The 24812-nt window shown below is 71.1% G+C and carries 26 protein-coding genes; 9 read left to right on the top strand and 17 right to left on the bottom strand.

Annotation, left to right across the window (positions count from 1 at the left end; translation table 11 throughout):
* Positions 1-333: 333 nt before the first annotated feature.
* From O2L52_RS15500 to O2L52_RS15490, 3 genes are all read right to left on the bottom strand, one after another.
* Entirely contained in the window at positions 334-1638 is a 1305-nt protein-coding gene (locus O2L52_RS15500; RefSeq protein ID WP_344471720.1) for a glycosyltransferase, read from the bottom strand.
* Between the two features lie 62 nt (positions 1639-1700).
* Positions 1701-3983 carry a glycoside hydrolase domain-containing protein gene (locus O2L52_RS15495; RefSeq protein WP_344471633.1) on the bottom strand — a complete coding sequence of 761 codons (2283 nt, stop codon included), beginning with the start codon at positions 3981-3983 and terminating at the stop codon, positions 1701-1703.
* 419 nt (positions 3984-4402) lie between these two features.
* Positions 4403-4996: a histidine phosphatase family protein gene (locus O2L52_RS15490; protein ID WP_270116592.1), complete on the bottom strand. Its 594-nt coding sequence runs from the start codon at positions 4994-4996 to the stop codon at positions 4403-4405.
* 96 nt (positions 4997-5092) lie between these two features.
* On the opposite strand from O2L52_RS15490, the gene O2L52_RS15485 reads away from it, so the two are divergent.
* The 3 genes from O2L52_RS15485 (at position 5093) to O2L52_RS15475 (ending at position 7927) form a co-directional block, all read left to right on the top strand.
* Positions 5093-6235 carry a hypothetical protein gene (locus O2L52_RS15485; protein ID WP_270116590.1) on the top strand — a complete coding sequence of 381 codons (1143 nt, stop codon included), beginning with the start codon at positions 5093-5095 and terminating at the stop codon, positions 6233-6235.
* 84 nt (positions 6236-6319) lie between these two features.
* Positions 6320-7300 (top strand): S66 peptidase family protein, encoded by a 981-nt coding sequence (locus O2L52_RS15480; protein ID WP_270116589.1) that lies wholly within the window; start codon positions 6320-6322, stop codon positions 7298-7300.
* Between the two features lie 87 nt (positions 7301-7387).
* Positions 7388-7927: a GNAT family N-acetyltransferase gene (locus tag O2L52_RS15475; RefSeq protein ID WP_270116587.1), complete on the top strand. Its 540-nt coding sequence runs from the start codon at positions 7388-7390 to the stop codon at positions 7925-7927.
* 72 nt (positions 7928-7999) lie between these two features.
* Here the strand turns inward: O2L52_RS15475 and O2L52_RS15470 are convergent, their stop codons facing one another.
* The 4 genes from O2L52_RS15470 to O2L52_RS15455 form a co-directional block, all read right to left on the bottom strand.
* Positions 8000-8566, bottom strand: coding sequence for a dihydrofolate reductase family protein (locus tag O2L52_RS15470; RefSeq protein WP_270116584.1), 567 nt, complete (start codon positions 8564-8566; stop codon positions 8000-8002).
* A gap of 95 nt (positions 8567-8661) precedes the next feature.
* Positions 8662-9693, bottom strand: coding sequence for an endonuclease/exonuclease/phosphatase family protein (locus tag O2L52_RS15465; RefSeq protein ID WP_270116583.1), 1032 nt, complete (start codon positions 9691-9693; stop codon positions 8662-8664).
* Between the two features lie 231 nt (positions 9694-9924).
* A complete protein-coding gene (locus O2L52_RS15460; RefSeq protein WP_270116581.1) occupies positions 9925-10848 on the bottom strand; it encodes a phosphotransferase family protein in 924 nt (307 codons plus the stop codon).
* Between the two features lie 56 nt (positions 10849-10904).
* Positions 10905-11504 carry a TetR/AcrR family transcriptional regulator gene (locus tag O2L52_RS15455; protein WP_270116580.1) on the bottom strand — a complete coding sequence of 200 codons (600 nt, stop codon included), beginning with the start codon at positions 11502-11504 and terminating at the stop codon, positions 10905-10907.
* Positions 11505-11612: 108 nt separating this feature from the next.
* Between O2L52_RS15455 and O2L52_RS15450 the strand changes: the two genes are divergently transcribed.
* Entirely contained in the window at positions 11613-12008 is a 396-nt protein-coding gene (locus tag O2L52_RS15450; RefSeq protein ID WP_270116578.1) for a hypothetical protein, read from the top strand.
* Positions 12005-12919 (top strand): NAD-dependent epimerase/dehydratase family protein, encoded by a 915-nt coding sequence (locus O2L52_RS15445; protein ID WP_270116577.1) that lies wholly within the window; start codon positions 12005-12007, stop codon positions 12917-12919. The genes O2L52_RS15450 and O2L52_RS15445 overlap by 4 nt, the downstream gene beginning before the upstream one ends.
* A 22-nt stretch (positions 12920-12941) precedes the next feature.
* On the opposite strand, the gene O2L52_RS15440 is transcribed toward O2L52_RS15445, so the two are convergent.
* A complete protein-coding gene (locus O2L52_RS15440) occupies positions 12942-13448 on the bottom strand; it encodes a hypothetical protein (protein ID WP_270116575.1) in 507 nt (168 codons plus the stop codon).
* A 154-nt stretch (positions 13449-13602) separates the two neighbouring features.
* Here O2L52_RS15440 and O2L52_RS15435 point away from each other — a divergent pair, with 154 nt between their 5' ends.
* Positions 13603-13758 carry a hypothetical protein gene (locus O2L52_RS15435; protein ID WP_270116573.1) on the top strand — a complete coding sequence of 52 codons (156 nt, stop codon included), beginning with the start codon at positions 13603-13605 and terminating at the stop codon, positions 13756-13758.
* 171 nt (positions 13759-13929) lie between these two features.
* On the top strand, positions 13930-14781 hold the full coding sequence (locus O2L52_RS15430) for a phosphotransferase family protein (RefSeq protein WP_270116571.1): 852 nt from the start codon (positions 13930-13932) through the stop codon (positions 14779-14781).
* 543 nt (positions 14782-15324) lie between these two features.
* Here O2L52_RS15430 and O2L52_RS15425 read toward each other — a convergent pair.
* The 6 genes from O2L52_RS15425 to O2L52_RS15400 all read right to left on the bottom strand — a co-directional run bounded on the left by O2L52_RS15425 (position 15325) and on the right by O2L52_RS15400 (position 20901).
* The gene (locus O2L52_RS15425; protein ID WP_270116570.1) at positions 15325-15684 is read right to left on the bottom strand and encodes a hypothetical protein; all 360 of its coding nucleotides are present in this window, start codon (positions 15682-15684) and stop codon (positions 15325-15327) included.
* A gap of 268 nt (positions 15685-15952) precedes the next feature.
* The gene (locus O2L52_RS15420) at positions 15953-16606 is read right to left on the bottom strand and encodes a response regulator (RefSeq protein ID WP_270116568.1); all 654 of its coding nucleotides are present in this window, start codon (positions 16604-16606) and stop codon (positions 15953-15955) included.
* Positions 16603-17589, bottom strand: a complete 987-nt coding sequence (locus O2L52_RS15415; RefSeq protein WP_270116567.1) for a sensor histidine kinase — start codon at positions 17587-17589, stop codon at positions 16603-16605. Before O2L52_RS15415 ends, O2L52_RS15420 begins: the two co-directional genes overlap by 4 nt.
* Positions 17586-19049: a serine hydrolase domain-containing protein gene (locus O2L52_RS15410; protein ID WP_270116566.1), complete on the bottom strand. Its 1464-nt coding sequence runs from the start codon at positions 19047-19049 to the stop codon at positions 17586-17588. Before O2L52_RS15410 ends, O2L52_RS15415 begins: the two co-directional genes overlap by 4 nt.
* 78 nt (positions 19050-19127) lie before the next feature.
* Positions 19128-20075 carry a phosphotransferase gene (locus O2L52_RS15405; protein WP_270116564.1) on the bottom strand — a complete coding sequence of 316 codons (948 nt, stop codon included), beginning with the start codon at positions 20073-20075 and terminating at the stop codon, positions 19128-19130.
* 247 nt (positions 20076-20322) lie between these two features.
* Entirely contained in the window at positions 20323-20901 is a 579-nt protein-coding gene (locus O2L52_RS15400) for a mycothiol transferase (protein WP_270116562.1), read from the bottom strand.
* A gap of 213 nt (positions 20902-21114) precedes the next feature.
* Here O2L52_RS15400 and O2L52_RS15395 point away from each other — a divergent pair, with 213 nt between their 5' ends.
* Positions 21115-22254: a Cmx/CmrA family chloramphenicol efflux MFS transporter gene (locus tag O2L52_RS15395; RefSeq protein ID WP_270116561.1), complete on the top strand. Its 1140-nt coding sequence runs from the start codon at positions 21115-21117 to the stop codon at positions 22252-22254.
* Here O2L52_RS15395 and O2L52_RS15390 read toward each other — a convergent pair.
* Positions 22247-22837: a TetR/AcrR family transcriptional regulator gene (locus O2L52_RS15390; protein WP_270116559.1), complete on the bottom strand. Its 591-nt coding sequence runs from the start codon at positions 22835-22837 to the stop codon at positions 22247-22249. The genes O2L52_RS15395 and O2L52_RS15390 overlap by 8 nt on opposite strands.
* 59 nt (positions 22838-22896) lie before the next feature.
* On the opposite strand from O2L52_RS15390, the gene O2L52_RS15385 reads away from it, so the two are divergent.
* The gene (locus tag O2L52_RS15385; protein ID WP_270116558.1) at positions 22897-23307 is read left to right on the top strand and encodes a DUF6463 family protein; all 411 of its coding nucleotides are present in this window, start codon (positions 22897-22899) and stop codon (positions 23305-23307) included.
* Here the strand turns inward: O2L52_RS15385 and tsaD are convergent.
* Positions 23304-24362, bottom strand: coding sequence for a tRNA (adenosine(37)-N6)-threonylcarbamoyltransferase complex transferase subunit TsaD (tsaD, locus tag O2L52_RS15380; RefSeq protein ID WP_270116557.1), 1059 nt, complete (start codon positions 24360-24362; stop codon positions 23304-23306). The two genes, O2L52_RS15385 and tsaD, sit on opposite strands and share 4 nt — an antisense overlap.
* Positions 24359-24802 carry a ribosomal protein S18-alanine N-acetyltransferase gene (gene rimI / locus O2L52_RS15375; RefSeq protein WP_270116556.1) on the bottom strand — a complete coding sequence of 148 codons (444 nt, stop codon included), beginning with the start codon at positions 24800-24802 and terminating at the stop codon, positions 24359-24361. The genes tsaD and rimI overlap by 4 nt, the downstream gene beginning before the upstream one ends.
* Positions 24803-24812 lie beyond the last annotated feature (10 nt).

Below are 24812 nucleotides of genomic sequence, written 5' to 3'. Positions count from 1 at the left end.
AAGGCCTTTCCCCCAGCCGCGTGCGGCCGAGAAAGGTGGATCGTGCCGCGCCGATCGCGGTCGATCCGGTCGTCACGAGCCCGACGGACGGCGTGCGCCCGCGGGCCGAGCCTTGCGCGCCGCGGCGGCGACCGCTGCCGCGATCGCCGCTCGGGCCTTGCGCTGCTTGCTATGCGGTGAGGACATGGCGCCCTCCCCTGGTTGTGGTTAGTGGGTGCGACGGAGCCGGGTTGCCGCACCGTCATGAGGTTGCCGCGGGCGCCCCGAAGGTTGCCCCGGTTCCGAAGATTTTTTGCGAAACTTCGGGACGGCGGCGTTATCGCAGGTCAAGGGTTAGCTGATGGTGACGTGGGCTTCGACCGGCAGGGACGCCGGGTCGTCGAGAAGCCCGGCGAAGAGGTTGTCGAAGACCGCCGTGCGGTCGAAGCGCATCGCGTACGCCCGGGCCCGCTCGGCCGCGGCCTCCCGTTCGGCCGGGCTCATGGCGAGCGCCCGGTCGATCGCGGCCGCGAGCGCCGCCGGGTCCGAGTGCGGGACCTCGATCGCGGTGTCCCCCACCGCTTCCGGGATGCCGCCGGTGCGGGTGGTGATCACGGGCCCGCCGCCGGCGAGCATCTTCTCCACGAGCGCGATGCCGAAGGTCTCGACGAACTCCGGGCGCGGCTTCGACGGCAGTGCGTAAGCGGCGCAGCCGTTCATGAGCAGCGGCTTCTCCTCGTCCGCGACGTCGGTGAGGAAGAGGATGCGCGGGTCGTCCCCCGCGAGCGCCCGGGTCTCGGCGTGCGCGGGGCCGTTCCCGGCGATGACGAGCCGGTGCGTGCGGGACGCCGCCGACGCCCGGTAGGCGGCGATGAGGTCGTCCGCGCCCTTCGCGGCGGCAACGCGGGAGAGGAAGAGCAGATAGCCGTTGCGGGCCAGGCCGCGCGCCGCCAAAGCTTCGTCCACAGCGGACCGGTCGAGGTCGAGGTACGCGCTCGCGTCGATCGCCGGGTACGAGACCTCCACGCGTGCAGTCACTTCCTCGGCGAACCGGGTCCCGCACGCCAGGTCGACCTGCGCGGCCGACTCGAGGATGAGGTCGCGCGTGTACGCCGAGACGGCCACGACCCGGTCGTGCGCCAGGTAGGCCGTGAACAGGGACGCCGCCGCCCCGACCGCGCCCTCGCTGATGCAGGAGCGGACTACGTTCGTGATGTCCGAGCCCACGGCCTCCGCGATCGTCGTGACGTCCGCGTCCAGCCCCGAGGCGCGCACCGACCGCAGCGCCTCGGCGACCGCGTTCGCATGCGGCGTCAGGTACATCGACATGCACACCGTCGGCACCCCGTCGGTGAACAGCTCGAACAGCCGCCCGGCCAGGCCGAGCAGGTGCCGGCCGGTCGGGACCCGGTAGTCCCCCACGGGCCCGGGCCGCTCCACGGTGATCCCCGGCGAGTACGGCAGGAGTTCGTCGAGCGGTTTCAGCGGCAGCCCCGCCGCCTGCAGCGCCTCGATCGGCCACGTCACGATGCGCACGTCGTCGAAGCCGCGGGTGAGGGCGACCTCGGCGAGGCCGCGCGCCTCGGTGGCGTGGCCGCAGATGACCGGGTCGGCGCGGACCACGATGACCAGGCGCCGCCGCGGCCGGTCCTCCGGCATGGAGTGGTCGTCGCGCGGGAACTGGTCGGTCCGGCCGTGCTGCGGGCCGCGGGGCTGCTGGATCACGGTGAGAACTCCTGGAGTCGGGCCCCGCCGCCCCGAGCGGGGTCGGGCCGGTCGGAGGCGGACGGCGGGCGCGTCTTCGTCGCCCAGTCGGAAGGTTCGGGCCCGAGCTCGATCTCCAGCCGCCCGCCGCCGTGCAGCTGGTTGCCGGTGAGGAACCCGTAGTCCAGCGGTTTCCCGTTGAAGCGGGCCGCCTGGACGTACTGCACCGAGGAGCCGGCGGCGTCCTCGCCGATGCCGGACTCGACGTGACCGGTGGTCACGAGCTCGAAGTCGTTGCCGCCGAAGCGGAGGCTCGCGCCCCCGAACGCGGGCGCGTTGACCAGGAACAGGTTCTGGCCCGCGACCGGGAACAGCCCCAGCGAGGCCCACACGTACCAGGACGAGAGCGCCCCGGAGTCGTCGTTGCCCGGGAGGCCGCCGCGGCCGGTCCCGAACTGGTACGAGAGCGCGGCGTGCACGATCTCGGCGGTCCGGTCGGGCCGCCCGGCGTAGTGGTAGGCCCAGGGGGCCTCCATGTCCGGCTCGTTGTTGAGGCCCTCGAAGCGGTTGAGGTCCTGGCCGATCGCGAACTCCGGGCCGAACGGCGGCACCCCCAGCTGCGTCACCGGTCCGGCGCCGTACCCGAAGAACCGGTCGAGGACGGCCGTGAACTCCTTGTCGCCGCCCGCGAGCTTGATCCGGGCGGCCATGTCGTGCAGGAGCCGGAACGAGTAGTTCCAGCGCCCGCCCTCGTAGAAGCTCGAGTCGCGCAGGAGCCCGTCGCCGCCGAACGCGTTCGTCCACGCCCGGGACTTCGCCTCGAGCTCGTCCGCGAGCCGGTGGTCGCCGAGGCCCCGCGCGACGATCGCCGTGCACCAGTACCCGGTCGCGAGGTCGAGCGTATGGCTCACCGGGTGCGCGATGCCGCGGTCGGCGAAGTCCTCGCCGTAGCCGCGCCGCAGGTCGTCCTGCATGTGGACGAGCGCCCAGTCCCATTCCAGGCCTTCGAGTCCCAGCTGGTAGCCGTCGGCGAGCACGGTGTGGGCGAGGGCCGAGGCCTGGCGGAAGAACCGGTCCGAGCCGCGCGCCATCCGGTACCCGATCGGGAGGTTCCCCTCCTCCTCGGCGATGCGCACGAGCGACTCGAGCATCAGCGCGCCCTTCGCCGGGTCGAGGGCGGTGAGCAGCGGGAACTGCGTCTTGTACATGTCCCACATCGTCGCGATGTCGAACACGAAGGGCCCCTTGGAAGGCCAGAACGGGCTCTCGTCCTCGGCGAAGCACGGCTTGATCAGCGAGTGGTAGACGCTGGTGGCGAACACGGTCCGCCGCTCGGGCGTGCCGCCGTCCACCTCGACCTGCGAGGCGTACCCGCTCCAGGCGTCGTGGGTCTGCGCGCGAACGCGGTCGAAGCCGTGCTCGAAGCCGCCGGGCAGGGCCTGCTCGAGGTTGCTCCGGGCCTGCCCGGTGCCGCGCATCGAGAAGCCCATGCGGATCTCGATCGTGGTGCCGGCCCGGGCCGGGCCCATGAACATGAGGCCGAAGGGGCGCAGCGTGGTGCGGCGGATGTAGTCGAAGTCCAGGCGGGTGCCGCCGTCCACGCGGCGGCGGTCGTACCAGACCAGCTGGCGCCACGACTTGGGCGTGTCCGAGTCGATGTAGACCGAGAGCGGGATGCCCTCCATGACCACGGTCCCCTGCGCGGCCCCTTGCCCGAGGCTCTCGAGACCGGCCCGCAGCGGCACCGTCGTGCCGTGCTCGATCGCGAGGCCGCCGTAAGAGAAGTCGAGGACGACGCGGGCCGAGGACGCCTCGGGGAACGTGTACCGGTGCACGGCGGTCTTCTCGCCCACCGTGAGCTCGCAGCGGATCCCGTTCTCAAGGGTCGCGGCGTAGTAGCCGGGCTCGGCCGACTCGTCCTGGAGCTTCCAGCGGGTGCCGAGGGCGTCGAGCGGCTCGATCATCGGGGTGACGCGGAAGTAGTTGTAGTACTTGCGGATCGCGCCCGTTCCGGACTGCTGGAAGTGGGTGAAGCCGCTGGCGAGGTAGTCGTCGTAGAGCGGGGCGGGGGCTCCCTCGGTGGACATGCCGTAGCGGCCGTATCCGGTGGGGTAGGCGCCGGAGCAGGCGCAGGCGGAGACCATGCCGAGCGGATGGCACGCGCCCGGGTGGGTGTTCCCGACCTGGGCCTTCGGCCACCACCAACTGGCGGCCAGTCCCTGCGCCGCGGGCAGATCGGCCGGTTCGGTGCCGATGAACGGATCCACTGAGTCCAATATGCGACTGAGGTTAGAGCTCATGCGTCACATCCTCGTTACAGCTTGATGAACGCGCAAGCGTTCACGCGCACTTCGTCTAGCATTCCCTGCTGCGGGAGGCGAAACATGATCGCAGTGGACACTCCGTGAGCCCCGGAAATGCCGTTCCGCCCCGGCGGACTCGCCTGTCGCGAACCGCGCTCTCCTCTTGTCTCGCATGCGCAAAACGCCCCGGCCTCGCTGATTTCGAAGCGACCTCGGTCCGGCCTCGCCGATTGCGAAACGACTTCGCCCCGGCTCCGCCTATCGGGTGACATTTCGAGCGCGGGGCCGGAATCGGCCCGATTCTTGTCGGACCCGACCGCCACGATCGAGGCCTGACCTTTTCTTCCCCTCTAGTGGTGGGTGGGGGCTAGTGGATGGTCTGACGCCGGCACCGGCAAAGCACCGGCGAACCGCCCTCACCCCGGCCGGTGTCCGGTCTCCAGGCCCGCCAGATGCCCTGTCTCGGTGATCGCGATCGGCCGCAGCCCGTCGAGCGTCGTGATCGCCCCCGAAGGCACCCCGTCCGACATGATCATTTCCGGCACCGCCTCGTCCCCGATCAGCGTCCGCAGCAGATCCACCGTGACGCCGCCATGGCAGGCCACCGCAACCGGCCCGGCCGATCCGCCCCCGTCCCGACCGATCTCCTCCAAGAACTCAACGAATCGCGCCCCGGCCGCCCGCGACGAATCGCCCACGGCCGGAACGAAGTCCCGGTCCGCGCTCGCCCGCGCCCAGTCCGCCGCGAACCGTTCGAACGGCACACTCCCGTCCCAGTTCATCCGCTCCGCCACCCGCGCGTCGATGCGCACCGGCAGGCCCGCAACCGCCGCGACCGCCTCGGCGGTCTGCCGCGCCCGCAGCAGCGGACTCGCGTACACCGCCCGCAACCCCTTGCCCCGCAGCCACTCGGCCGCCAGCGCCGCCTGCTCCCGACCCCGCGCCGTCAAGCCCGGATCACCCGGGGCCCGCTCCTTCTCGCCGTGCTGCACTACGTACACGATTCCCATCGCCGCAGCGTAGCGGCGGGGGTAAGGCAGGCCCCACCCTTTATTGGGCGGTCAACGGCAATGTGCGGCAACGCGAACCGCAATAGCGTCGTAGGCATGAACCAGACCCCGCTGGCCACGCCGCCCCGCCCCGCCGCCCGCCACCGCCGCTCCGCCGCCGCGAACGACCGCGGCACTGCCGTTCGCAGCTCTGTCGTTGGAAGCACCATCGACGGCGTCACCGCGACGGCCGCCGCGTCCGGTCTCGCCCTCACCGAAGGCGGGCGCCGCTGGCACCGCCCGCTCGTCGTCCTCGGCATCGCGTGCGGCGTCATCGCCCTCGCCTCCCTGCTCGCGATCCCGTTCGACGACCGCACGATCCAGGGCGAGAGCGTGTGGCTCAAGGCCTTCAAGTTCGGCTTCTCCTTCTTCACCTACTGCCTGAGCCTCGCCTGGCTGCTCTCCCACATGACGAAGCTGCGCCGCACCGGCTGGGCCTTCGGCACCCTCTTCGCCGTGATCAGCGCGGCCGAGGTCGGCGTGATCGTCGCGGCCGCCGCCGCGGGCACCTACAGCCACTTCAACGCCTCCGAGGACCCGTTCAACCAGGTCGTGCAGCTCGCGTTCCAGTTCGTGCCGGTCATGTTCCTGGCGAACCTGGTGATCGCGGTGATCGTGCTGTTCCAGCGCATCGGCGACAAGGCCGTCACGGCGGTCGTCCGCTGGGGCCTGCTCCTGTCGAGCCTGGGCATGTTCGCCGCGTTCTTCATCGTCACCGTGGGCGGCCAGGGCGAGCGCACCGCGGTGGACGCCAACGGCGACGAGGTCGTGCTCAACGCCGGCCACGGCGTGGGCGACCTCGACGGCAACGGCATGTTCCTCACCGGCTGGTCCACCACGGGCGGCGACATGCGCGTCCCCCACTTCATCGGCCTGCACGGCATCCAGGTCCTCATCGGCGTCGCGATGCTTCTCGGCTTCATGGCCGTCCGCCGCGCCTGGATGCGCGACGAGCGGGTCCGCGCCGCGATCGTCCGCTGGCTCTCGCTCGGCTACCTGGGAATCTTCGTCACGACGGTGGTGCAGGCGGTGCGCGGCCAGTCGTTCATCGCACCTGACGCGGCGACGCTCGCCGGTTTCGCGGCCTCGATCCTCGTCGCGACCGCCGGGATCGCCCTCACGGTCCGGAAGGCCCGCAGCGCGGCCCCGGCCGCTGCGAGCATCGAGGCAGTCCCGGAGCCCGAGCTCGCGCTCCGATAGCGCTTGCACCCAGGTATTTGCACCGGGGCCGCCCCAGCCGTAGGCTGTGAGCGGCCCCGCTCCCGTCCCCACGAAGGTGACCACATGGAACCCTTGCGCCCCAAGCGCCTGCAGCCCGGCGACACCGTCGCGATCGCGGCCCTGTCCGGACCGGTGCTTCCTGAGCGTCGGCAGCAGCTCGAAGCGGGCGTCGCCGAGCTCGAGGGCATGGGGTTCCGCGTCCGCCGCAGCGAACTGGTCGAGTCCGGGCGGCACCACTTCTGGCGGGCCGCCCCGTCCGACGTGCTGGCCGCCGAGCTCAACGTCCTCCTGCGCGACCCGGAGGTGCGGGCGATCATCGCGTTCACCGGCGGGAACGCCACCTCGAGCTACCTCGACCGGATCGACTACGAGGCGGTCCGCCGCGACCCCAAGCCGCTGCTCGGGTACAGCGACATCACCGCCCTGCACCTGGCGCTGCACTCGCAGACCGGCCTCATCGGGTTCCACGCGGACCTCCTCGGGCCCGGGCTCGGCGGGTCCTGGCAGGACGCGGCCCCCGCCCGGCGCACGGCGCTGCGGGACCTCTACCGCGGCCTCCTCACCGGCGGACTCGCCGAGACCGACTTTCCGGCCGACAACCCCTGGGAGACATGGAAGCCGGGCCGGGCGACAGGCCGCCTCGTCGGGGGCCTGCTCGACCGCCTCATCAACGTCCAGGCCTCGCCGTACGCGCTCGACCCGGCGACCTGGGACGGCGCGCTGTTCTTCTGGGAGGACGTGGGCCGCAACCTGGGCCATGTCTGGAACCAGCTCCACGTGCTGCGCATGCAGGGCGTCTTCGACCGGGTCGGCGCGATGGTCGTCGGCATCCCCCTCGACGTGGAGCTCCCCGCCGAGGCGCCGTTCGGACCGGTCACGGTGAAAGACGTCGTACTCGACGTCTTGGGCGACTACGACTTCCCGATCCTCGGGCGAGTCGACTTCGGACACACCGGTCCGAACCTGCCCATGCCGATCGGCACGCTGGCCGAGGTCGACGCCACCGCGCGCACTCTGCGGCTCCTGGAGTCACCGGTCGACTAGACACTTCTTGCACAGACGGGTTGCTCCGGCAATTCACCGCGCGTCAATGGTTGCTTTCTTGTGGACCTTCGGGCACGGTTGGTAGACATGAGGATCCGAACGGCAACCCCCGCAGACGCCGATGAGATGGTTCAAATCCGCACCGCCGCATGGCGCGCGGCCTACGCCGGTCTGGTCGACGCCGCAGTGCTCGCTGGGCTCCCTGAAGAGGCCTCCGAACGCTACGTGCGCCACCTCGCCGAGCATCCCGACCTCGAACTGACGCTCGTGGCCGAGAAGGGCCCGTACGTCATTGGCTTCGCCGTCTTCACCTGGGACCGAACCGAAGCGACCGAGGAGGACGCCGAACCCGGCGTCCCCGGCGAGGTGAAGATGATCTACGTCCACCCGGACCACTGGAGCCGCGGCGCGGGCCGCGCCCTCCTGCGCGAGGGCGAACGCTGGCTCACCGAGCAGGGGCTCCTGCCGATCCGGGTGTGGGAGTTGGAGGGCAACGACCGGAGCCGCCGCTTCTACACGCGGTACGGCTTCGTCCCCGACGGTGAGCGCCGCACCGCGGAGATCAGCGGCGCCGCCCTGCCGAGCGCGCGGTTGACGCTCCCGAAGGACCACCGCATCGACGACTGACCCCGGGCAGCATTGCGGGCCGGAATCGCTTCCGGCCCGATGCGCGACGCTGCGGAGCTACTTCACAGCGCCCTACTTGACGACGTCGAAGACCTGCTTCTGGATGCCGTTCTTGTACACCTCGTGCTCGACCAGGTCGAGGACCTGGGCGTCCTTGTCCGTCTCGCTGAACAGGCGCTTGCCCGCGCCGAGGAGCTTGGGGAAGACCAGCAGGTGGTAGCGGTCGACCAGCCCGGCGTCGGCCAGGTTCTGCCCGAGAGTGGCGCTGCCGTGCACCGAGATCGGGCCGCCTTCGGTCTCCTTCAGCGCGGCCACGTCGTCGAGCGAGCGGAGGATCGTGGCGGGCCAGCGCTCGTCCTGCTCCTGCAGGGTCGTGGACACGACGTACCGGGGCATCGCGTTGTAGCCGGCGAACTCCTCGACCATGGTCGGCCACACGGGCGCGAACGCCTCGTACGACTTCCGGCCCAGGAGCAGCGCCCCGGCCTCCGCCTGCTCGCGCTCCTTGAGCTCGTAGGCCTCGGGCAGGAACTCGATGTCCTTGAAGGTCCAGCCGCTGTTGCGGTAGCCGGCCTCGCCGCCGGGGGCTTCCATGACGCCGTCGAGGGAGACGAACGCGGTGACGATGAGCTGGCGCATGTTGCCGCCCTTTCAGTAGTGAACGCTTGTTGCTTCCAACCACTATGACGAGGCGGCCCGCCGGGATTCATCGCAAGCGCGAAAAAGACTTCGGGTCAGGGGAGCCGCAGGCGGGCGACCACGGGGGCGTGGTCGCTGCCGGCCTTCTCCAGGACCTCCCAGTCGAGCACCTCGATGCCCTCCTCGGCGATGACGTGATCGAGGGTGACGGCCGGGATCTTGATGAGGCCGTTGAGGTAGCCGCCGGTGGGCTGCCAGGTCGTGTCGAGCCCTTCCCCAGTGGCCTCGGCGGCGTCGGTGTACCCGGAGTCGAGGAGTTCGCGCATGTTCTGGTGGTCGAGGGTGGCGTTGAAGTCCCCGGCGAGCACCCACGGCAGGCCGCCGTCAGGGCGCGGCAGCTGCTCGTAGTCCTCTTCCCACAGGGGGATGCGCTCGGCGGAGGCGGGCGCGGCGGGGTGGGCGGCCATGAAGCGGATGTCGGTGCCTTCGGGCAGGTCGACCTCGGCGGCGATCTGGTAGAAGATCGCGTCGCGCCCGACGGTGTCGATGCGCTCGAGCGGGTACCGCGAGTACAGGCCGGTGCCGACCGCGAGGCCGTCCGGTTCGAGGATCGAGTACGGCATGAGCTCGTCGAGGCCGCGCTCAGTGAACGCGTCGGGGGAGCCGGGGGTCAGCTCCTGGACGCTGAGCAGGTCGGGCTGGTGCTCCTCGACCAGTTCCATGATGTAGTCGAAGTTCGCGTTGCCCACGTACAGGTTGACGGACATGACGGTGAGCTCGGCGCCGCTCGCGGCGGGCTGGTCGTCACTGACGGCCCTGGGCACCAGCACGATCGCGAGCGCGACGGCCATGGCCGCGGTGACGCCCGCGGCGAGCCAGTGGCGCACGGCCGCTTGGATCCCGGTGCCGACGAGGGCGGCGATCACGAAGTAGGGCACGAACGCCACGGTCGTGACCAGCAGGAAGCCGCTCTCGAGACCGAAGAGGCGGACCGCCGCGTACGCGACCACGCCAGCGGTGCCGAGCCACGACAGGACCCGCAGCCACCGCCGCCGGTACCAGGGCCGCCGCTGCGCGGGGGCGTCCTCGCGGTCGGCGTGCTGCAAGGTCACGGTGGTGTCGCTCATGCGCCGGAAGCGTACTGTCCCTTGTCCACCTGGTTCGCGACCTGCCGGTGTGCAGCACCTCGCGGGCGAGCCCGAGCTGCCGAAAGACGAGTGGCCGCACGATGGCCCCGCGGCGACCGCCCGTACCGCAGCGGCCTTCCGGACCGGTGCTTCGACGAGACCCCCGGGCCCGCAGACGAACCCGACCTGCCGGGCGTGGGCGATCACCGGGGCACCGAGCGGGAGCCGCTGTTAGCGTTCTGCGGGCAGGAGTTCCGCGATCGATTGGGGCGCTTCGGGAATCGCCCGGAGCTGGTCGATCATCAGGTCGAGTGCGGGCCCGCGTGCGCCGGTGAGGTAGAACGACGCCGACCGCAGGCCGGTGACGAGCATGTAGCAGCGCAGGCGTTGCAGGGCGTCGGGCGCGAACTCGGCCGCGGTGGCCGCGCGGGCCTGCGGGCGCATGACCGGCCAGGCGCGGCTCCAGAACAGCTGGTAGGCCGTGTCCCAGAGCGGGTCGCCGATCATCGCGCCCTCCCAGTCGATCACGCCGATGGTGCCGTCCTCGGCGACGACCAGATTGTCCGCGCTCGAATCGCCGTGCACGAGGTGCGCGAAGTCCGGCAGCGCCTCGACCTCGGCGAGCGTCGCCGCCGCCAGGCCCTCCAGGAATTCGCGTTCGGCTCCGTCGAGTGCGGCCCAGGATTCCGGCACGCCCCACGCGACGGCCCTCGCCCAGGAAGGGCTGCTGCCGTTGCCCGTCGCGGGATCGATGCTGCCGTAGCCTTCCGCGCCACCGAGCGGCGTGTCGCTGATGCGGTGCAGCGCATCGGCAACGGCCGGAGCTGCGGCTTCAGCCGCCGGCATGTCGAGGTCGCTGAGCCGGGTGCCCGGCAGCCGAGTGCTCGCGCAGCACCATGCGTCATCGATCGCTTCGATCGCGATCACCTCGGGTACCGCGACGCCCTGGCCGAGGCGGAGTCCGCCCGCCCACGCGTCCAGGTCGAAGCCCTCGCGGCGGAGGTTCACGCGGACGACCAGCTCACGGCCGCCGGCGGTGACGCCGTAAGCCTGCGAGTTCTCGCCCTCGGTGATGGCCTCCCACGCCGTGACCGGACCGATCAGGGCGGCCACCTGCTCCCGCACGAGCGCGGCTTCGATCTTCGGTTTCCACATCACCGCAGGCTATGACCGCGTCCCCTCCCAGGGCAACCGGATTGCGGTACCGCGGATCAGGCGCGGCTGCGCAATCCGTGCAGCGCCAGGTCGACGCAGTTCTCGAGGAAGGCCGCGTCGATCGGTTTCGGGGTGACGAGCAGGCGCAGGTAGATCTGGCCGTAGATGAGCTCGGCGGCGCGGAACGGGTCGGCGCCGCCCGCGATCTCGCCGTTCGCCTGCGCGCGTTCGATCCTGGCCTGCACGGGCAGGCTGGAGGGCCCGATGAGCCGCTCCCAGAGCCGCTCGCCCAGGTCCGGGTCGTGCTGGGCCTCGCCGATGAGCGAGGCGAGCAGCGGGAGCGAGTCGCTGACCATGTCCCAGGTCTCCCCGAGCACGCGCACGAGGTCCTCGCGCAGCTCCCCGTCCTGGGCCTCGCCCGCGCTCATATAGGGCCGGTCCTGGAGCCGGGCGGCGTAGGCGTCGAGGACGACCGCGCCCTTCGAGGGCCACCAGCGGTAGATCGTCCGCTTGCCGACGCCGGCCTGCGCGGCGATGCCCTCGATGCTGACCTTGGACCAGCCCTGGTCGCGGGCGAGCGTGAGCGCGGCTTCGAGGATCGCCTTGGTCGACTCCGGATTGCGCCGGTTCGGATCGGGGGTTCGCTGTGCGGGCATGGGCGCCAGCCTATCCCACGGGGAGACGAACCGGTTCGTGTTGACGGATCGGAATTCCCGGCGTAAGTTGATGACACGATACGGTTCGTCTCCCTAAGGAGGAAGACCATGAGCACCCGACTCGCCATCAACACCGCCGTGGTAATCGCCGCACTGTCCATGCTGGCCACCGGCGTCTGGGCCTGGTTCGACCCGGCGGGCTTCGCCGCATGGGCGAACTGGCCCAACCACATCCACTTCCTGCACGACGCGGGCACGTTCCAGATGGGCATCGGCCTGATGATGCTCTGGACGCTGCTGTGGCGCGACGCCGTCGCCGTCGTGCTGGCGGGCTTCGTCTTCACCAACACCTTCCACGCCCTCAACCACGCCATCGACCTGCACATGGGCGGCAACGCCTCGGACCCGTGGATGCTGTTGGCGCTCTCGGCGGTCGGCGCGGTCGGCCTCGTGATCAGGCTCCGCGCACTGCGGCGCCGCCCGGCCGCCAAGGCCGCGAAATGAAGGTCCTCGTCGCCGGAGCGACCGGCGCCATCGGCACCGCCCTCGTGACGCAACTCCACGCGGCCGGGCACGACGTGCTCGGCCTGACCCGCTCAACCGCCGGAGCGGAACGACTGGCCGCCAACGGCATACAGCCCGTCCTCGCCGACCTTATGGACGCGGACGCCCTGCTCCGCGCCCTCGACGGCGTACGCACCGACGCAGTGGTCCACCAGGCCACCGCGATCACCGGCACGCCGCTCTTCCACCGGTCCCTGTACGCCACCGACGACCTGCGCGAGCACGGCACCGCGAATCTGCTGCGCGCCGCCGCCGAGACCGGGGCGCGGCGCGTCGTCACCCAGTCGTTCTTCCTCGGCTACGGCTACCGCGACCACGGCGCCGAACCGGTCACCGAAGACCGGCCCTTCGCTGAACCCACCGGGCACCGCGGCATCGACCGGCACATGCGGGCGATGCGCGCCAACGAGGAACAGGTCCTCGGCCGCGGCGGCATCGCCCTGCGGTACGGCATGTTCTACGGGCCCGAACCCGCGACCCGCAAGCTGTTCGCGCTGGCCCGCCGGCGCCGACTGCCGGCGATCCGCGGCGCGGGCACCATCGCGCCGATCCACCTCCACGACGCCGCCTCAGCGGTCGTCGCCGCACTCGAACGCGGCCGCGCGGGACAGGCGTACAACATCGCCGACGACGAACCGGTCGACTTCGACGACTACCTCCGCACCATCGCGCGGGTCGCCGGCGCACCGACCCCGCGCACCCTTCCCACCGCCGCGCTCAGGGCCCTGCCGTACCTCCACTCGCTGATGGTCGACACCCGCATCCGGCTCTCCAACGCCAAGGCCAAACGCGAGCTCGCCTGGGCGCCCGCGATCCCCTCGATCCGGGAGGGACTGCCTGCGAGCCTATGAAGACCGGACCCGTACCGACCGGTCAGCCGATGCCCATCTGCGCGAGCCAAGCCTGAAACCGATCGTCGTCCGGCTTCACCGCGGCGCGGAGCGCTTCGCGGTCCACCGGGGGCCGCAGGCCGTAGGTCTGCTCCAGCCAGGCGACGTACTCCTCGTGGGCCTCGCTGTGCCGCTCGACGAACTCCGGTTCCAGCGCCTCGTCGTCGATCGCGAGGAGCTGGAACAACTCCAGTAGATTCCGCGCGACGATGTAGAGGTCGCCCTCGTCGCCGATGAACGCGATCGGCAGCCCGGACAGGTCGGATCGGTCGTCGCACCGCCAGAACGCGTAGTTCGAGCCGGAGCCGTTGGCATTCGCGAACGGGACGAGCCGGCCCAGGAACTCGGGCTCCTCCGACCAGGTCTCGAGGCCCGCGTCCGCCCCGTACTCGCGCAGCTCGAACCCGTCCGAGTACCAGACCGGACCGAGCCGGTCGGCGAACGCCTTGAGCAGATTCAGTTCCGGCACAGGCGAATAGGCGTCGCTCACAGGTCCTCCTTGCAGGGGGTCGACCGGCTTCGCGAGGCCTCCCGCGATCCCGGCGATGCTAGCAGCGCAGTGCGACCTCGGTCCGCGCCGCGGATTTCACCAGGTGACGCGCTCGATCTCCTCGAGGTTCGCCGCTCGGCCGCTAGACGTTGCATTGCAGATAATCGACCCGAACCCGAACCCGAACCCGAACCCGAACCCGAACCCGAACCCGAACCCGAACCCGAACCCGAACCCGAACCCGAACCCGAACCCGAACCCGAACCCGAACCCGAACCCGAAGGCGACCGTAGCGACCGCATCGACGTAGGCGGCGCGGCCGCAAGACGGCGGCCGCCGCTCGGACTCAACGCTCGCACGCTCCGCCGAACATCGACCAGGTTGCGGCGGCCCGTGCGCCCCAAGCAATCCGCGACACTCACGAACCCACCGCAGCGACCATGGCGCCTCCCAGGCCTGCGCAAGCCTTAAGCTCGCATCGATGATCGACCCACTCGACGCCCTCGACCAGCGCCAGCGCGAACTCCTCGGAACCTGGCTCCCCGACTTCGCCGTCGAGTCCGACATGAGCTGGGACCTGGTCGCCACCACGGTCCTGCGGGCCAAGGCGGAGGGACGGCTCGTAGTGGTTAAGGCGGGCGGGCCAGGCGACCACCACATTGAGCGGGAGATCCGCGCCCACCGCGAATGGACCGGCCCGTGGACCCGGATCGGCAGGGCCGCAAGGATGCTCCACGCCGATGCCGACGCGAGACTCCTCGTCACCGAGTACCTCCCCGGCACCCTGGTCCGGGACACCCCGGCGGCAGCGGACCTCGACCTATACGTGCAGGCGGGCGAACTGTTGCGCGCCTTCCACTCCCAGTCGGCCGTCGAGGACACCGACTACGAGGCGCGCATGAACACGAAGGCGCTGGCGTGGCTCGACGGCCCGAACCGGGTCGAACCGGCGACCGCCGACCGGCTGCGGGCCCTCGTCCGGTTCTGGCCGGCGCCAACGGTCGTCCGGGTGCCGACGCACGGCGACTGGCAGACGCGGAACTGGCTGCAGGACGACGGCGTGCTGCGGGTGATCGACTTCGGCCGCGCGGAACTGCGCCCGGCGGCCGAGGACTTCGAGCGACTGGCGGTGCAGGAGTTCGTGTGGCATCCCGGCTCGGAGGCGGCGTTCCTGTCCGGTTATGGAGCGGACCCGCGCGAACCCGACGCCTGGTTCCGCCAGCGCGTCCGAGCGGCGATCGCCACGGCCTGCTGGGCGCACGTGGTCGGCGCGGAAGACTATGAGGCGCAGGGCCACCGCATGATCGCGAACGTCCTCGCCGAGGCGGGCTAGCCTGCCGTTGCGCCGTTGCGCCGTTGCGCCGTTGCGCCGTTGCGCCGTTGCGCCGTTGCGCCGTTGCGCCGTTGCGCCCCAGCAACCCCGCGCCGCAGCGCCCCTACGCCGCAGCGTCCCTACGCCGTTGCGCTGCTCGCCCCAGCGCCCCGGATCCCGGCGCCGCAGCGCCCCTGCGCTCCAGCGTTCCAGCGCCGCTTCGCCCTGCACGCCGCTCACCCCAGCGCTCCAGCATCCCCGCACCCCAGCGCCCCCAGCAACCCCGCGCGCCACAGCGCCCCTGCGCCGTTGCGCTGCTCACCCCCGCGCCCCCGCATCCCCGCGCTCCAGCAACCCCGCGCTCCAGCAACCCCGCACCCGCACCCCAGCGCCCCAGCGCCCCAGCATCCGGGCGCCGCAGCGCCCCCGCGCCGTTGCGCAGCTCCGCCCCTGCTCCGCTCCGCCCCAGCACCCCCGCGCCCCCGCATCCCCGCGCCCGCCGTTCTCGAACCGCCTGCCGACGCTGATGCGAACGCCCTCAGCCCCGGCGATGCCGGTCGGCCCCTAGGAGGGCGCCGCCTGGGCCAGGAATCCGCTGAAGATGTACATGACCTGGTCCACGAACTCGATTCCGGTCGGCGAGTACAGATCGGAAATCTCATCGCCGCACATGACCATGCCGTGCGAGGTGTCCGGAAGCTCGGTGGTGGAGATGTTCCAGGCCACCAGGGCGAACACGCCGCAGAGCACTGGGATGCCGATCCAGAGAGGGAGCTTGCGCGGCCCGGACGGCAGCGCCATCAGAAAAGCCGTGGTGACCAGCAGCGTCCCCGACACGATCTTGCCGCCGCCGAGCAGAATGACGCCGCACACTCCGATGAGGACGATTCCGGTCCACATCGCGATCCTCTTGAACTTGTCCATCAGGTCTCATCCTTTACTGCGGCCGATAGGGATTCGGCCCGACAAGGACAGTTCACCGCGTCGCCCGTTGCGGCGGCGTAAACCGATGCGGCAACGCCGCAGCAACATCGGCGGATTTCAGTGCATTCGTCCGCATCATCGCAGAGCGCGTTTCGCTCGCACCGCCTCAGTTGCGAACAGCACCATCCGAAGGCATCAGCGTCCCGACAAGCGTCTCCGTCCGCACCGCCCGCGGCTCGAACGGACCTGAAGACGTTCGGGCCCTCCCCTAGTCGTCGACCAGGCCCGCCTCGTATGCCGTGATCGCCGCTTGGACCCGGTTCTTGACGCCGAGGCGGGTGAGGATCGTGCTCACATGGTTTTTCACAGTGCCGCTGGACAGGTGCAGCTGCTTGGCGATGTCGTGATTGGACTCCCCCTTTCCGATGAGCGTCAGCACATCCCGCTCCCTCGGCGTGAGTGCGTCGATGCGCTCCCTCGCCGGGGCGGCGCGTTCGAGGCTGCCGCTGTTCAGCCTCGCGATCACCCGCTGGGCGATCCTCGGCGAGAGGTAGGCCGCGCCGTCCGCGACGGCCTTCACACCGATGATGAGTTCGCGCGGATCGGCGGCCTTCAGCATGAACCCGCTCGCCCCCTGCGAGAGCGCTTGGGCCACATACGCGTCCTCGTCGAAGGTGGTGAGCATGACGACCGCGACCTCCGGCATGGTCCTGCGGAGTTCGGCGGCGGCGGCCAGGCCGTCCAGTTTCGGCATGCGGATGTCCAGCAGCGCCACGTCGGGGCGGTGGGCGCGGGCGAGCTCCACCGCCTCGGCGCCGTCGCCCGCTTCGGCCACGATCTCGACGCCCGGATCGGTGGCGAGGATGGCCGCGACTCCGGCCCGGATCATCGCCTCGTCGTCGGCGAGCAGTACGCGGATCATCGGTTCCCCTGCCATGTCACATCGATCTTGGTCTGGTCCAGCGGCACCTCGGCGCGCACTTCGAAGCCGCCGTCCACCGGCCCTGCACTGAAGGCCCCGCCCAGGAGTCGGACCCGCTGCTCCAGCCCGACCAGTCCGCTGCCTTTCCCCGAGGGGATCTCGGCGTGCCTGCCGCTGTTGCGCACTGACACGGTGGCGACCGCATCGGCCACAGCGACGGCGACGGTCACCTCCGCGCCAGGCGCGTACCTCGCGGCGTTCGTCAGCGCTTCCTGCACCACCCGGTGCACGGTCTTCGCCGCCAGCGGCGGCAGCGGGGCCGCGTCGGACTCCAAGGTGATGCGCATGCCGGCTTCGGCCGCGCGTTCGACCAGGGCTTCGAGCGATTCGTCGAGCGGGGCCTCCGGGGCCGGTCCGTCGCGGAGGATCCCGATGGTCTGTCGGAGCCGGTCGGTGGCGTCGACCGCGTTGCGCCGCAAGGCCGCCGCCGCTTCGCGGTTCTCTTCGGAGAGGTCCGGAGTGAGTTCCAAGGCGCCCGCGCGGAGTGCGATGAGTGCGAGTTCGTGGCCGAGTGAGTCGTGCATGTCGGTCGCGATCCGGGCCCGCTCCTGGGCGCGGGCGCGGCCCGCGACGAGTTCGCGTTCGCGTTCGAGCCGGGTGAGCCGATCCGCCGTGGCGGCGATCAGGTCCGCCTGCTGGCGCCGGAAGCGCCCGATCAGCCAAGGCAGCACCACGAAGGAGCCGAAGGTGAGCAGGATCGTGAACGGGTCCCGGTCGGTGGCGATCCCGAGCAGGGCTCCCAGGGCCGCGACCGACCCCAAGATCCACCAGCCGTAGCGCACGGTCAACCGCCAGCCGTGGAGGTACGCCGCGGCGGCCACCAGGACCAGGAGCGCCTGCCGCGACATCGGCACCGCGAACGTCGCCACCCCGTCGACCAGTCCGGCCAGCGCGATGACCGCCAGCAGTGCCCCGTTTCTCATGCGGCCGAGCCTACCGATCGGATCCGGAGCAGCCGCGCGATCGCCGTCGCCGTGCCGGCCGCGCCCGCGACGAGCAGCGCGAGCGTGAGCGGCAGCGCGAAGTAGAAGACCGAGGGCCAGGTGACCGTGCGGCCGTTCGAGATGAGCGAGACCAGGGCCGGGTAGGAGAGGAACAGCACCGCGGGCAGGAGGACCGGGATGAAGCGGAGCCCGATGCGCCAGGCCGGGCGGCCCCGGCGCTTCTCGGCCCAGCGGCGGGACCGGACGACGCCGATGACGCCGAGGGCGATCGCGGCCAGGGTGACGGCGGCGAGGGCGATCTGCGCAAGCGTGTCGCCCTTCGGTTCGTCGGGCGTCTCGCCGTTCGCCATGGCGGCCAGGGCTTCCATCGCCGTGTAGGTCACATCGGCCATCCCGGCGCCGTTGGTGAGGACCGCGATGCCGTAGCCGCTCTCAGGGTCGATCCATTCGACCGAGTTGAAGGTCATGAGGTTCCCGGAGTGCACGAACGTGCCGTCGGGTTCGACGCCCCAGCCCATGCCGTAGTCCTGGACCGGCGAGGGCGTGTGCATCTCGGCGAGGCCCGCCGCGGAGACCAGTTGGGGTCCTTGGCCCTGCTGGGTGATGAGCCACCGGCCCATGTCGGCGGCGCTGGTGATGATCCCGCCCGAGCCGGAGTCGTCGAGCATCCCGTCGACGCCCGCGCCGCGGGGCATCCAGAGGCCGAAGAGGTTGTTGTAGCCGAGCCCCGGGTCGATGGTCTCGTCGCGGGTGGCGCTGTGCTCCATGCCCAGCGGCGCGAACACGCGCTCCTCCATGAACGCCTCGAAGGTCTGCCCGCTGGCGACCTCGACGAGGCGGGCGGCGACGTTGAAGTTCGGGTTGGCGTACTCCCAGTCGGTGCCGGGGTCGGTAGCGAGCGCGTCGTCGGCGAGGCGGGCGACGTAGTCCTCCAGGGAGGTCGCGTCCTGGAGTTCGACGACGTCGATCGTGGTGTCGGAGAAGCCGGAGGTCTGGTTGAGGAGGTGGCGGACGGTGATCTCGTCCGCCCGCTCGTCGGCCATGGTGAAGCCGGGGAGCTGGTCGGCGACGGGCTCGTCAAGGGCGATCGCGCCCTCCTCGGCGAGGATCATGACGGCCATGGCGGTGAAGGACTTCGAGACGGAGGCGACGCGGAACGGGCTGTCCGCGGTGATCGCGTCGCCGTCCGAGTCGTGGCCGTACCCGGCGGCGTGGACGATCTCGTCGTCGTGGGTCACGACGACCGAGAGGCCGGGCACGCCGGAGGCCTCGTGGAGGTCCGTCATGTACGCGTCGATCGCCTCGGGGGTGAGCTCGGCCGCGGGGGCGGCGGAGGCCGCCGGGGCCGTGAGCGTCAAGGCGGCCAAGGCGATCGCGGAGGCGGCGACGCCTTTGGCGAGGCGGGATCTGGTTCGGTGTCTCGGTTCGATCGGGTGCATATATCGAGGCTATGGATTTTCGAGAGCGCTGCCCGCTGCCGAAAGTCCGGAACCACCCCTGCCGAAAGTCACGGGTGCTCAGCGCAGTGCGTCCCGGTTGGCGAGGTACCCGAGCCAGCTGTGACACTCCTCGACATGCTCGACCCCCAGGTGAGGGGCCGCCCACATGATGAATCCGGCCGCGTCGCACATCCCCGCGAGATCGAGGGCGACCGGGAGGAGCTCCAGTTCGGTCGGAGTGAGGGGCCGGACGTTCTGGTAGCCCTCGAGCGCGGCCTCCGCGATGGCGGCCGGGAGCCGCCGGTCCGGCTGCTCCAGCGCCGCGTACTGCAGGACCCTCGCGAGATCGATGATCAAGGGCCCGTGATTGAGCTCGTCGAAGTCGAGCACGGCGGTGACCTGGCCGTCTTCGACTAGGAGGTTCTGACGGTGGAGGTCGTGGTGAAGCGGTCCCGCCGGCTGCTCGCCGAGGAGCGCCAGGGCATCGGCGTGCCGGTCGAGGAAGTCGCGGACCGCACCGCGCCACTGGTCGGCCCCAGTGAGCTCGACATCGCTTGCAGCCGCGGTCTCGAGCAGGCCGACGCGGTCGGTGACGGGAATGCGGACGTCAACCCAACCCGTTGTGGCCGTGTGCATCCGGGCCAGCAGAGCCCCGGGCTGCTCGGCCAGGTCCGGTGTCATCGCGGGCGGGACCTCCCCGGAGGCGAAGGGGAACACCGCGATCGGCTTCCCCGCGACCAGCGCGAACGATTCGCCGTTGTCGGCGGTGTACGGTGCGGGCGTCGGGAATCCGCCGCCCGCAAGGTGCGCGACGAGCGCGAGTTCGGCCCGGACCTTCGCCGGTTCGGAGCGCACGTACTCGCGCACGACCACGTCGCCGCGGTCGGTGGCGACCCGCGCGTTGATGTTGTCCTCGCCGCCCAGCAGCGGCTCGGCCGCACCACGGGCTTCGAGGCCGAAGCGGGCGAGGAAGACCGGCAGGTCGAGCCGGAGCTCGCCGTTCGGCCAGGAAGGGTTGCCGCTCATGCCGTCAGCATTCCCGAGGGGACAGTAGTGGGCAAGGGATTAAGCGGCCGGTTCGGCGGATCACGGAACTGGACGAGCGAACTGTGGGCGCGCCGATCGGTCGGTCCCTCATTCGCATTGCGAAGGGCGGCGAAGCTCCCGGCCGGCTGAACCCGAGAGCCGCCCAGGCGTCAGGTCGCCGGTGCGCCCACTACGGGCTGCCGGGTCCCGTTCGCGCAAGGCGAAGGGCCGTAAGGTTCTCGGGCGGTCAGGCGCCGCCCGTTCCGCTCACCGGGCGCCAGCCCGCCGGCGGGTCCTCGCCCACGCGGCCGTCCACGGCCTCCCGCAGCAGATCGGCGTGGCCGGTGTGGCGGCCGTACTCCTCCACCATGTCGAACACGACGCGGCGCACGCTCAGGTGCCCCACCCCCGGCCACTCCAGATGCGCGGGCTGATCGAGACCGCCCTCCGCGAGGATCGATGCGAGTCGCTCGCGCGAGCGCGCCACCGCCCGGTCCCACAGGTCGTAGAGGAACTCCGGCGAGTCCTCGGCTGCCGACGTGAACTCCCACTGGTCGGATTCGTCGATCAGGCTCTCGTCCCAGTCCGGGCCCGGCGCACGCCCCCGCAGCTTCCAGTTGAACGTCACGTCCTCAGCGCGCGCAAGGTGCTTCAGCAGCCCGCCCAGCGTGAGCGCCGACGCGCCGACCCGCGCGTTCAGTCCCGCCGCGTCCAGGTCGTCGGCCTTCCAGCGGAACGTGGCCCGCAGTCGGTCCAGCGCCCCCAGGAGGTGCGCCTCCTCGGTGCCCGCCAGCGGCGGCTCCCACCAGCATTCGTCTTCACTCATCCCGCCACCGTAGACCGCACGTCCGACATCCGGGCGAAATGCGTTGCGTCCGTGCCGTCCGCCCGCATAGGGTCGCGCACATGGTGAATCCGGAATCGGACACGGCAGGGGCTGCCGGTCACCCGCCAGCCCCCTAGCACCCGCGCGACCCGGGGCCGCTGGCCGCGGTGACGAGACGTCCACACAGACCGCTCGACACCACGGAGCCTTCCGATGCCGCTTCCCGTATACCTGCTCGCCTTGGCCGTCTTCGCCATGGGCACGTCCGAATTCATGCTCGCCGGCCTTCTGCCGGACCTCGCCGCCGATCTCGGCGTCACCGTCGCCACCGCGGGCCTCCTCACCACCGCTTTCGCCGCCGGCATGGCCGTAGGCGCCCCGCTCACCGCCGCCCTCGCCCGACGCCGGCCCCCGCGCGCGACCCTCCTCGCGTTCCTCGGCCTGTTCTCGGCCGCGCACGTCGTCGGCGCGGTCACGGACCAGTTCGCGGTTCTGCTCGCCACCCGCGTCGTCGCGGCGTTCGCGAACGCCGGGTTCCTCGCCGTCGCCCTCACCGCGACCGCTGCGCTCGCTGCACCCGACCGGAAGGGCCGGGCCCTCGCCGTTCTCTTGGGCGGCATCACCATCGCCACCATCGCGGGCGTCCCCGGCGGCGCGCTCCTCGGCACGCTTCTCGGCTGGCGCGCGACCTTCTGGGCGGTCGCGTTCCTCTGCCTGCCCGCCGCCCTCGGTCTCATTCGGGGACTCCCCGACACCCGCGAGGGGGACGGTCCGCGCCTGCGCACCGAGCTGGCCGCACTGCGCGGGCCCCGGCTGCTCCTCGTCATGGGTCTGGGCGCGCTCGTGAACGCGGCGACGTTCGGCGCGTTCACGTACATCGCGCCGGTCGTCACCGGGACCGCCGGACTCGACGCACTGTGGGTCCCCGTCGTGCTGGTGCTCTTCGGCGCCGGATCGTTCACCGGCGTCACGGTCGCCGGGCGTCTCTCGGACCGTCGGCCCGGCCGGGTCATCGCCGTCGCGGGCCCGCTCCTGCTCATCGGCTGGTGCGCGCTCGGCCTCCTGGCCGCGCACCCCGCGGCGCTGCTCCTGCTCGCGTTCACGCAGGGCGCGTTGGCGTTCGCGGTGGGCAGCACCCTCATCGCCCGCGTCCTCCACGAAGCGGCGGACGCGCCGACTATGGCGGGCTCCTACGCCACCGCCGCGCTCAACGTCGGCGCCGCGAGCGGGCCCGTCATCGCCGCGCTCGCGCTGGGCGCCGGTCCGGCCGGGCCGTTGTGGGCCGCCGCGGTCCTCGTCGCCGCGGCGCTGCTCATCGCGGTACCTGGACGGCGCGTGTTCGCACTCAGGTAGCGGTCAGTGTGTCGGCGACCGCGCCGACCGCGGTTCGCACCAGTTCGGGCAGGGAGCCGCGGTCGCCGATGAGGATGAGCAGCCAGTAGAAGATCGGGCCGAGCAGCAGGGCGTGGACGATCGCGGCGTCCGGCATCGCGGCCAGTTCGCCGCGCTCGACCGCGCGCGCGAGGACTGTGTCGATCACGAACCGCTCGCGCTCGATGAACGTCCCCGTGAAGCGGGCCCCGAGGGTCTTGTCGCCGTGGATGTCGGCCAGGAGTCCGTGCAGCACATCGGGAGGCGCAGTTGAGAGCTGCGCGGCGATGACCTCGCCGATGGCCTGCAGGTCGCCGCGCAGCGAGCCCGAGTCGGGCGGCGGCTGCTCCTCCATGTCGTGCACGGTGGCCGCGAAGATCATCTCCTGCTTGGTCGCGAACCGCCGGTAGATCGCGGCCTTGCCGATCCCGGCCCGGGACGCGACCGCGTCCACGGTGAGCTTCGCGTACCCGCGTTCGGCCAGCAGTGCCCTTGTCGCGGTGGTGATGGCGTGATCGATCTGGCTGTCGCGGGGGCGGCCCACGGGTTGCTTCGGTTCCGGCATGGACCTAGGATACGGAACCAAGAGTATTGAAACTAGTAGTTCCGTATTTAGGAGTCGTCATGATCAGATCGGCCGGATGGATCTTCGCCGTCCTCGGCACCGCGCACACGGTTCTCGGCCTCGCGCTGACCGCCGTCAAACGCGCCCCCGCCTGGTTCGGCGCCGAACTCTGGCGCCCCGAAGGGGGATTCCTCGAGATGAACCCGACCATGGGCGCGTACTGGTTCACCTTCGCCAGCTTCGGGGTGCCGCTGCTGGTGCTCGGCCTCGCGATCCTCTGGATCGACCGGCGCGGCCTGGTGCCGCCCGCGTTCCTCGGCTGGATCCTGCTCGCCTGGGCGCTGGTGAACATGGTGATCCTGCTGCCGTCGCCGTGGATCGCGGGCGTGGTCGGCGCGGTCCTCTACCTCGCCGGCGTCCGCCGCGCGAGCCGGACCGCGGCCGAACCCGCAGTCGCCCAAGCGGTCTAGATCCGGTTGGCGAGGCTCACGATCTCGATATCCATCGACGAGTTCGCGGGGAAGTCGATCACGGACGGCGCGACGCCGGCCGAGACGAGGTGCGAGCCGAGGGCGGCGACCATGGCGCCGTTGTCGGTGCACAGCTTCGGCCTCGGGTAGCGCAGCGTGATCCCGGCGTCCTCGGCGCGTTCGACCGCGAGGGTGCGCAGCCGCGAGTTCGCGGCGACGCCGCCGCCGAGGAGGATCGTCCCGACGCCGTGCTCCTTCGCCGCGAGGATCGCCTTCTGGGTGAGCACGTCGCAGACGGCCTCCTGGAAGGCCGCGGCCACGTCGTTCACCGGCACGTTGTTGCCTTCGGCCCGTTGGGCTTCGATCCAGCGGGCCACGGCGGTCTTCAGCCCGGAGAACGAGAAGTCGTAGCGGTGGCGCTCCATGTCCTTCGCGGCGGTGAGGCCGCGCGGGAAGCGCACGAACGCCCGGTCGCCTTCCTTGGCGGCCTTGTCGATGTAGGGCCCGCCGGGGAACGGCAGGCCGAGCAGGCGCGCGACCTTGTCGAACGCCTCACCGGCGGCGTCGTCGATGCTCGCGCCCAGCTGCGTGACCTTCCCGGCGAGGTCCTCGACCATCATGATCGACGAGTGGCCGCCCGAGACGAGCAGGCCGATCGCCGGCTCCGGGATCGGGCCGTTCTCGAGGGTGTCGACCGCGATGTGCGCGCTCAAGTGGTTGACGCCGTAGAGCGGAACGCCGGTGGCGAGCGAGTAGGCCTTCGCCGCGCCGACACCGACCATGAGCGCCCCGGCGAGGCCGGGACCGGCGGTGACGGCGATGCCGTCGAGGTCGGCGAGGGTGAGCCCGGCGTCGTCCAGGGCCCGCTGCACCGTGGGCACCATCGCCTCGAGGTGCGCGCGGCTGGCGACCTCGGGCACGACCCCGCCGAAGCGGGCGTGCTCGTCGACCGAAGAGGCCACGGCGTCGGCCAGCAGCTCGTGGCCGCGCACGATCCCGACACCGGTCTCGTCGCACGAGGTCTCGATGCCCATCACCACAGGGTTGTTCTTCACAGGTCCATCCTCATCACCGCGGCATCCGTGCCGGTGTGCTGGTAGTAGTTCTTGCGCAACCCGATGCCGTAGAAACCGTACCCGTCGTACAGGCGCTGGGCCGGGACGTTGTCGACGGCGACCTCCAGGTACACCGACTTCACACCGTGCCCCCGGCCTCTGGCGATCAAATCGTCCATGAGCATCCGCGCGACACCGCGGCGGCGGGCCTCGGCGCTCACGGCGATGTTGTTGAGCCACAGCTCATCGCCGTTGAGCGCGGTCCCCGCGTAGCCGAGGATGCGCTCGCCGTCGAACACCGCGCGGTAGTCGTTCCCGGCGGAGAGCTCGGTCCAGAGCAGGCCCTCGCTCCAGGCCTCGGGCCCGAAGATCGCGGTCTCCATCTCGGCGACGGCGGGCAGGTGCCACCAGCGCAGCCGGTCGATCCGCAAGTCGTTCATCGCATCAAGC

Origin of the sequence: Glycomyces algeriensis, assembly GCF_027622855.1 — a bacterium.
GTDB lineage: Bacteria > Actinomycetota > Actinomycetes > Mycobacteriales > Micromonosporaceae > Glycomyces > Glycomyces algeriensis.
The sequence above is the reverse complement of the archived record's forward strand: the minus strand, read 5'-3'. Positions and strand labels throughout refer to the sequence as shown.

What these genes read in the sequence shown, in the direction of transcription:
- O2L52_RS15420 (WP_270116568.1), bottom strand. Translation starts at nt 16,606, where the DNA reads ATGATCCGCGTACTGCTCGCCGACGACGAGGCGATGATCCGGGCCGGA.
- O2L52_RS15460 (WP_270116581.1), bottom strand. Translation starts at nt 10,848, where the DNA reads ATGTGGAAACCGAAGATCGAAGCCGCGCTCGTGCGGGAGCAGGTGGCC.
- O2L52_RS15470 (WP_270116584.1), bottom strand. Translation starts at nt 8,566, where the DNA reads ATGCGCCAGCTCATCGTCACCGCGTTCGTCTCCCTCGACGGCGTCATG.
- O2L52_RS15495 (WP_344471633.1), bottom strand. Translation starts at nt 3,983, where the DNA reads ATGAGCTCTAACCTCAGTCGCATATTGGACTCAGTGGATCCGTTCATC.
- O2L52_RS15490 (WP_270116592.1), bottom strand. Translation starts at nt 4,996, where the DNA reads ATGGGAATCGTGTACGTAGTGCAGCACGGCGAGAAGGAGCGGGCCCCG.
- O2L52_RS15425 (WP_270116570.1), bottom strand. Translation starts at nt 15,684, where the DNA reads ATGGACAAGTTCAAGAGGATCGCGATGTGGACCGGAATCGTCCTCATC.
- rimI (WP_270116556.1), bottom strand. Translation starts at nt 24,802, where the DNA reads ATGAACGACTTGCGGATCGACCGGCTGCGCTGGTGGCACCTGCCCGCC.
- O2L52_RS15500 (WP_344471720.1), bottom strand. Translation starts at nt 1,638, where the DNA reads ATGCCGGAGGACCGGCCGCGGCGGCGCCTGGTCATCGTGGTCCGCGCC.
- O2L52_RS15400 (WP_270116562.1), bottom strand. Translation starts at nt 20,901, where the DNA reads ATGAGTGAAGACGAATGCTGGTGGGAGCCGCCGCTGGCGGGCACCGAG.
- O2L52_RS15395 (WP_270116561.1), top strand. Translation starts at nt 21,115, where the DNA reads ATGCCGCTTCCCGTATACCTGCTCGCCTTGGCCGTCTTCGCCATGGGC.
- O2L52_RS15445 (WP_270116577.1), top strand. Translation starts at nt 12,005, where the DNA reads ATGAAGGTCCTCGTCGCCGGAGCGACCGGCGCCATCGGCACCGCCCTC.
- O2L52_RS15405 (WP_270116564.1), bottom strand. Translation starts at nt 20,075, where the DNA reads ATGAGCGGCAACCCTTCCTGGCCGAACGGCGAGCTCCGGCTCGACCTG.
- O2L52_RS15480 (WP_270116589.1), top strand. Translation starts at nt 6,320, where the DNA reads ATGGAACCCTTGCGCCCCAAGCGCCTGCAGCCCGGCGACACCGTCGCG.
- O2L52_RS15430 (WP_270116571.1), top strand. Translation starts at nt 13,930, where the DNA reads ATGATCGACCCACTCGACGCCCTCGACCAGCGCCAGCGCGAACTCCTC.
- O2L52_RS15455 (WP_270116580.1), bottom strand. Translation starts at nt 11,504, where the DNA reads ATGCCCGCACAGCGAACCCCCGATCCGAACCGGCGCAATCCGGAGTCG.
- O2L52_RS15450 (WP_270116578.1), top strand. Translation starts at nt 11,613, where the DNA reads ATGAGCACCCGACTCGCCATCAACACCGCCGTGGTAATCGCCGCACTG.
- O2L52_RS15465 (WP_270116583.1), bottom strand. Translation starts at nt 9,693, where the DNA reads ATGAGCGACACCACCGTGACCTTGCAGCACGCCGACCGCGAGGACGCC.
- O2L52_RS15475 (WP_270116587.1), top strand. Translation starts at nt 7,388, where the DNA reads ATGAGGATCCGAACGGCAACCCCCGCAGACGCCGATGAGATGGTTCAA.
- O2L52_RS15485 (WP_270116590.1), top strand. Translation starts at nt 5,093, where the DNA reads ATGAACCAGACCCCGCTGGCCACGCCGCCCCGCCCCGCCGCCCGCCAC.
- O2L52_RS15410 (WP_270116566.1), bottom strand. Translation starts at nt 19,049, where the DNA reads ATGCACCCGATCGAACCGAGACACCGAACCAGATCCCGCCTCGCCAAA.
- O2L52_RS15390 (WP_270116559.1), bottom strand. Translation starts at nt 22,837, where the DNA reads ATGCCGGAACCGAAGCAACCCGTGGGCCGCCCCCGCGACAGCCAGATC.
- O2L52_RS15415 (WP_270116567.1), bottom strand. Translation starts at nt 17,589, where the DNA reads ATGAGAAACGGGGCACTGCTGGCGGTCATCGCGCTGGCCGGACTGGTC.
- O2L52_RS15385 (WP_270116558.1), top strand. Translation starts at nt 22,897, where the DNA reads ATGATCAGATCGGCCGGATGGATCTTCGCCGTCCTCGGCACCGCGCAC.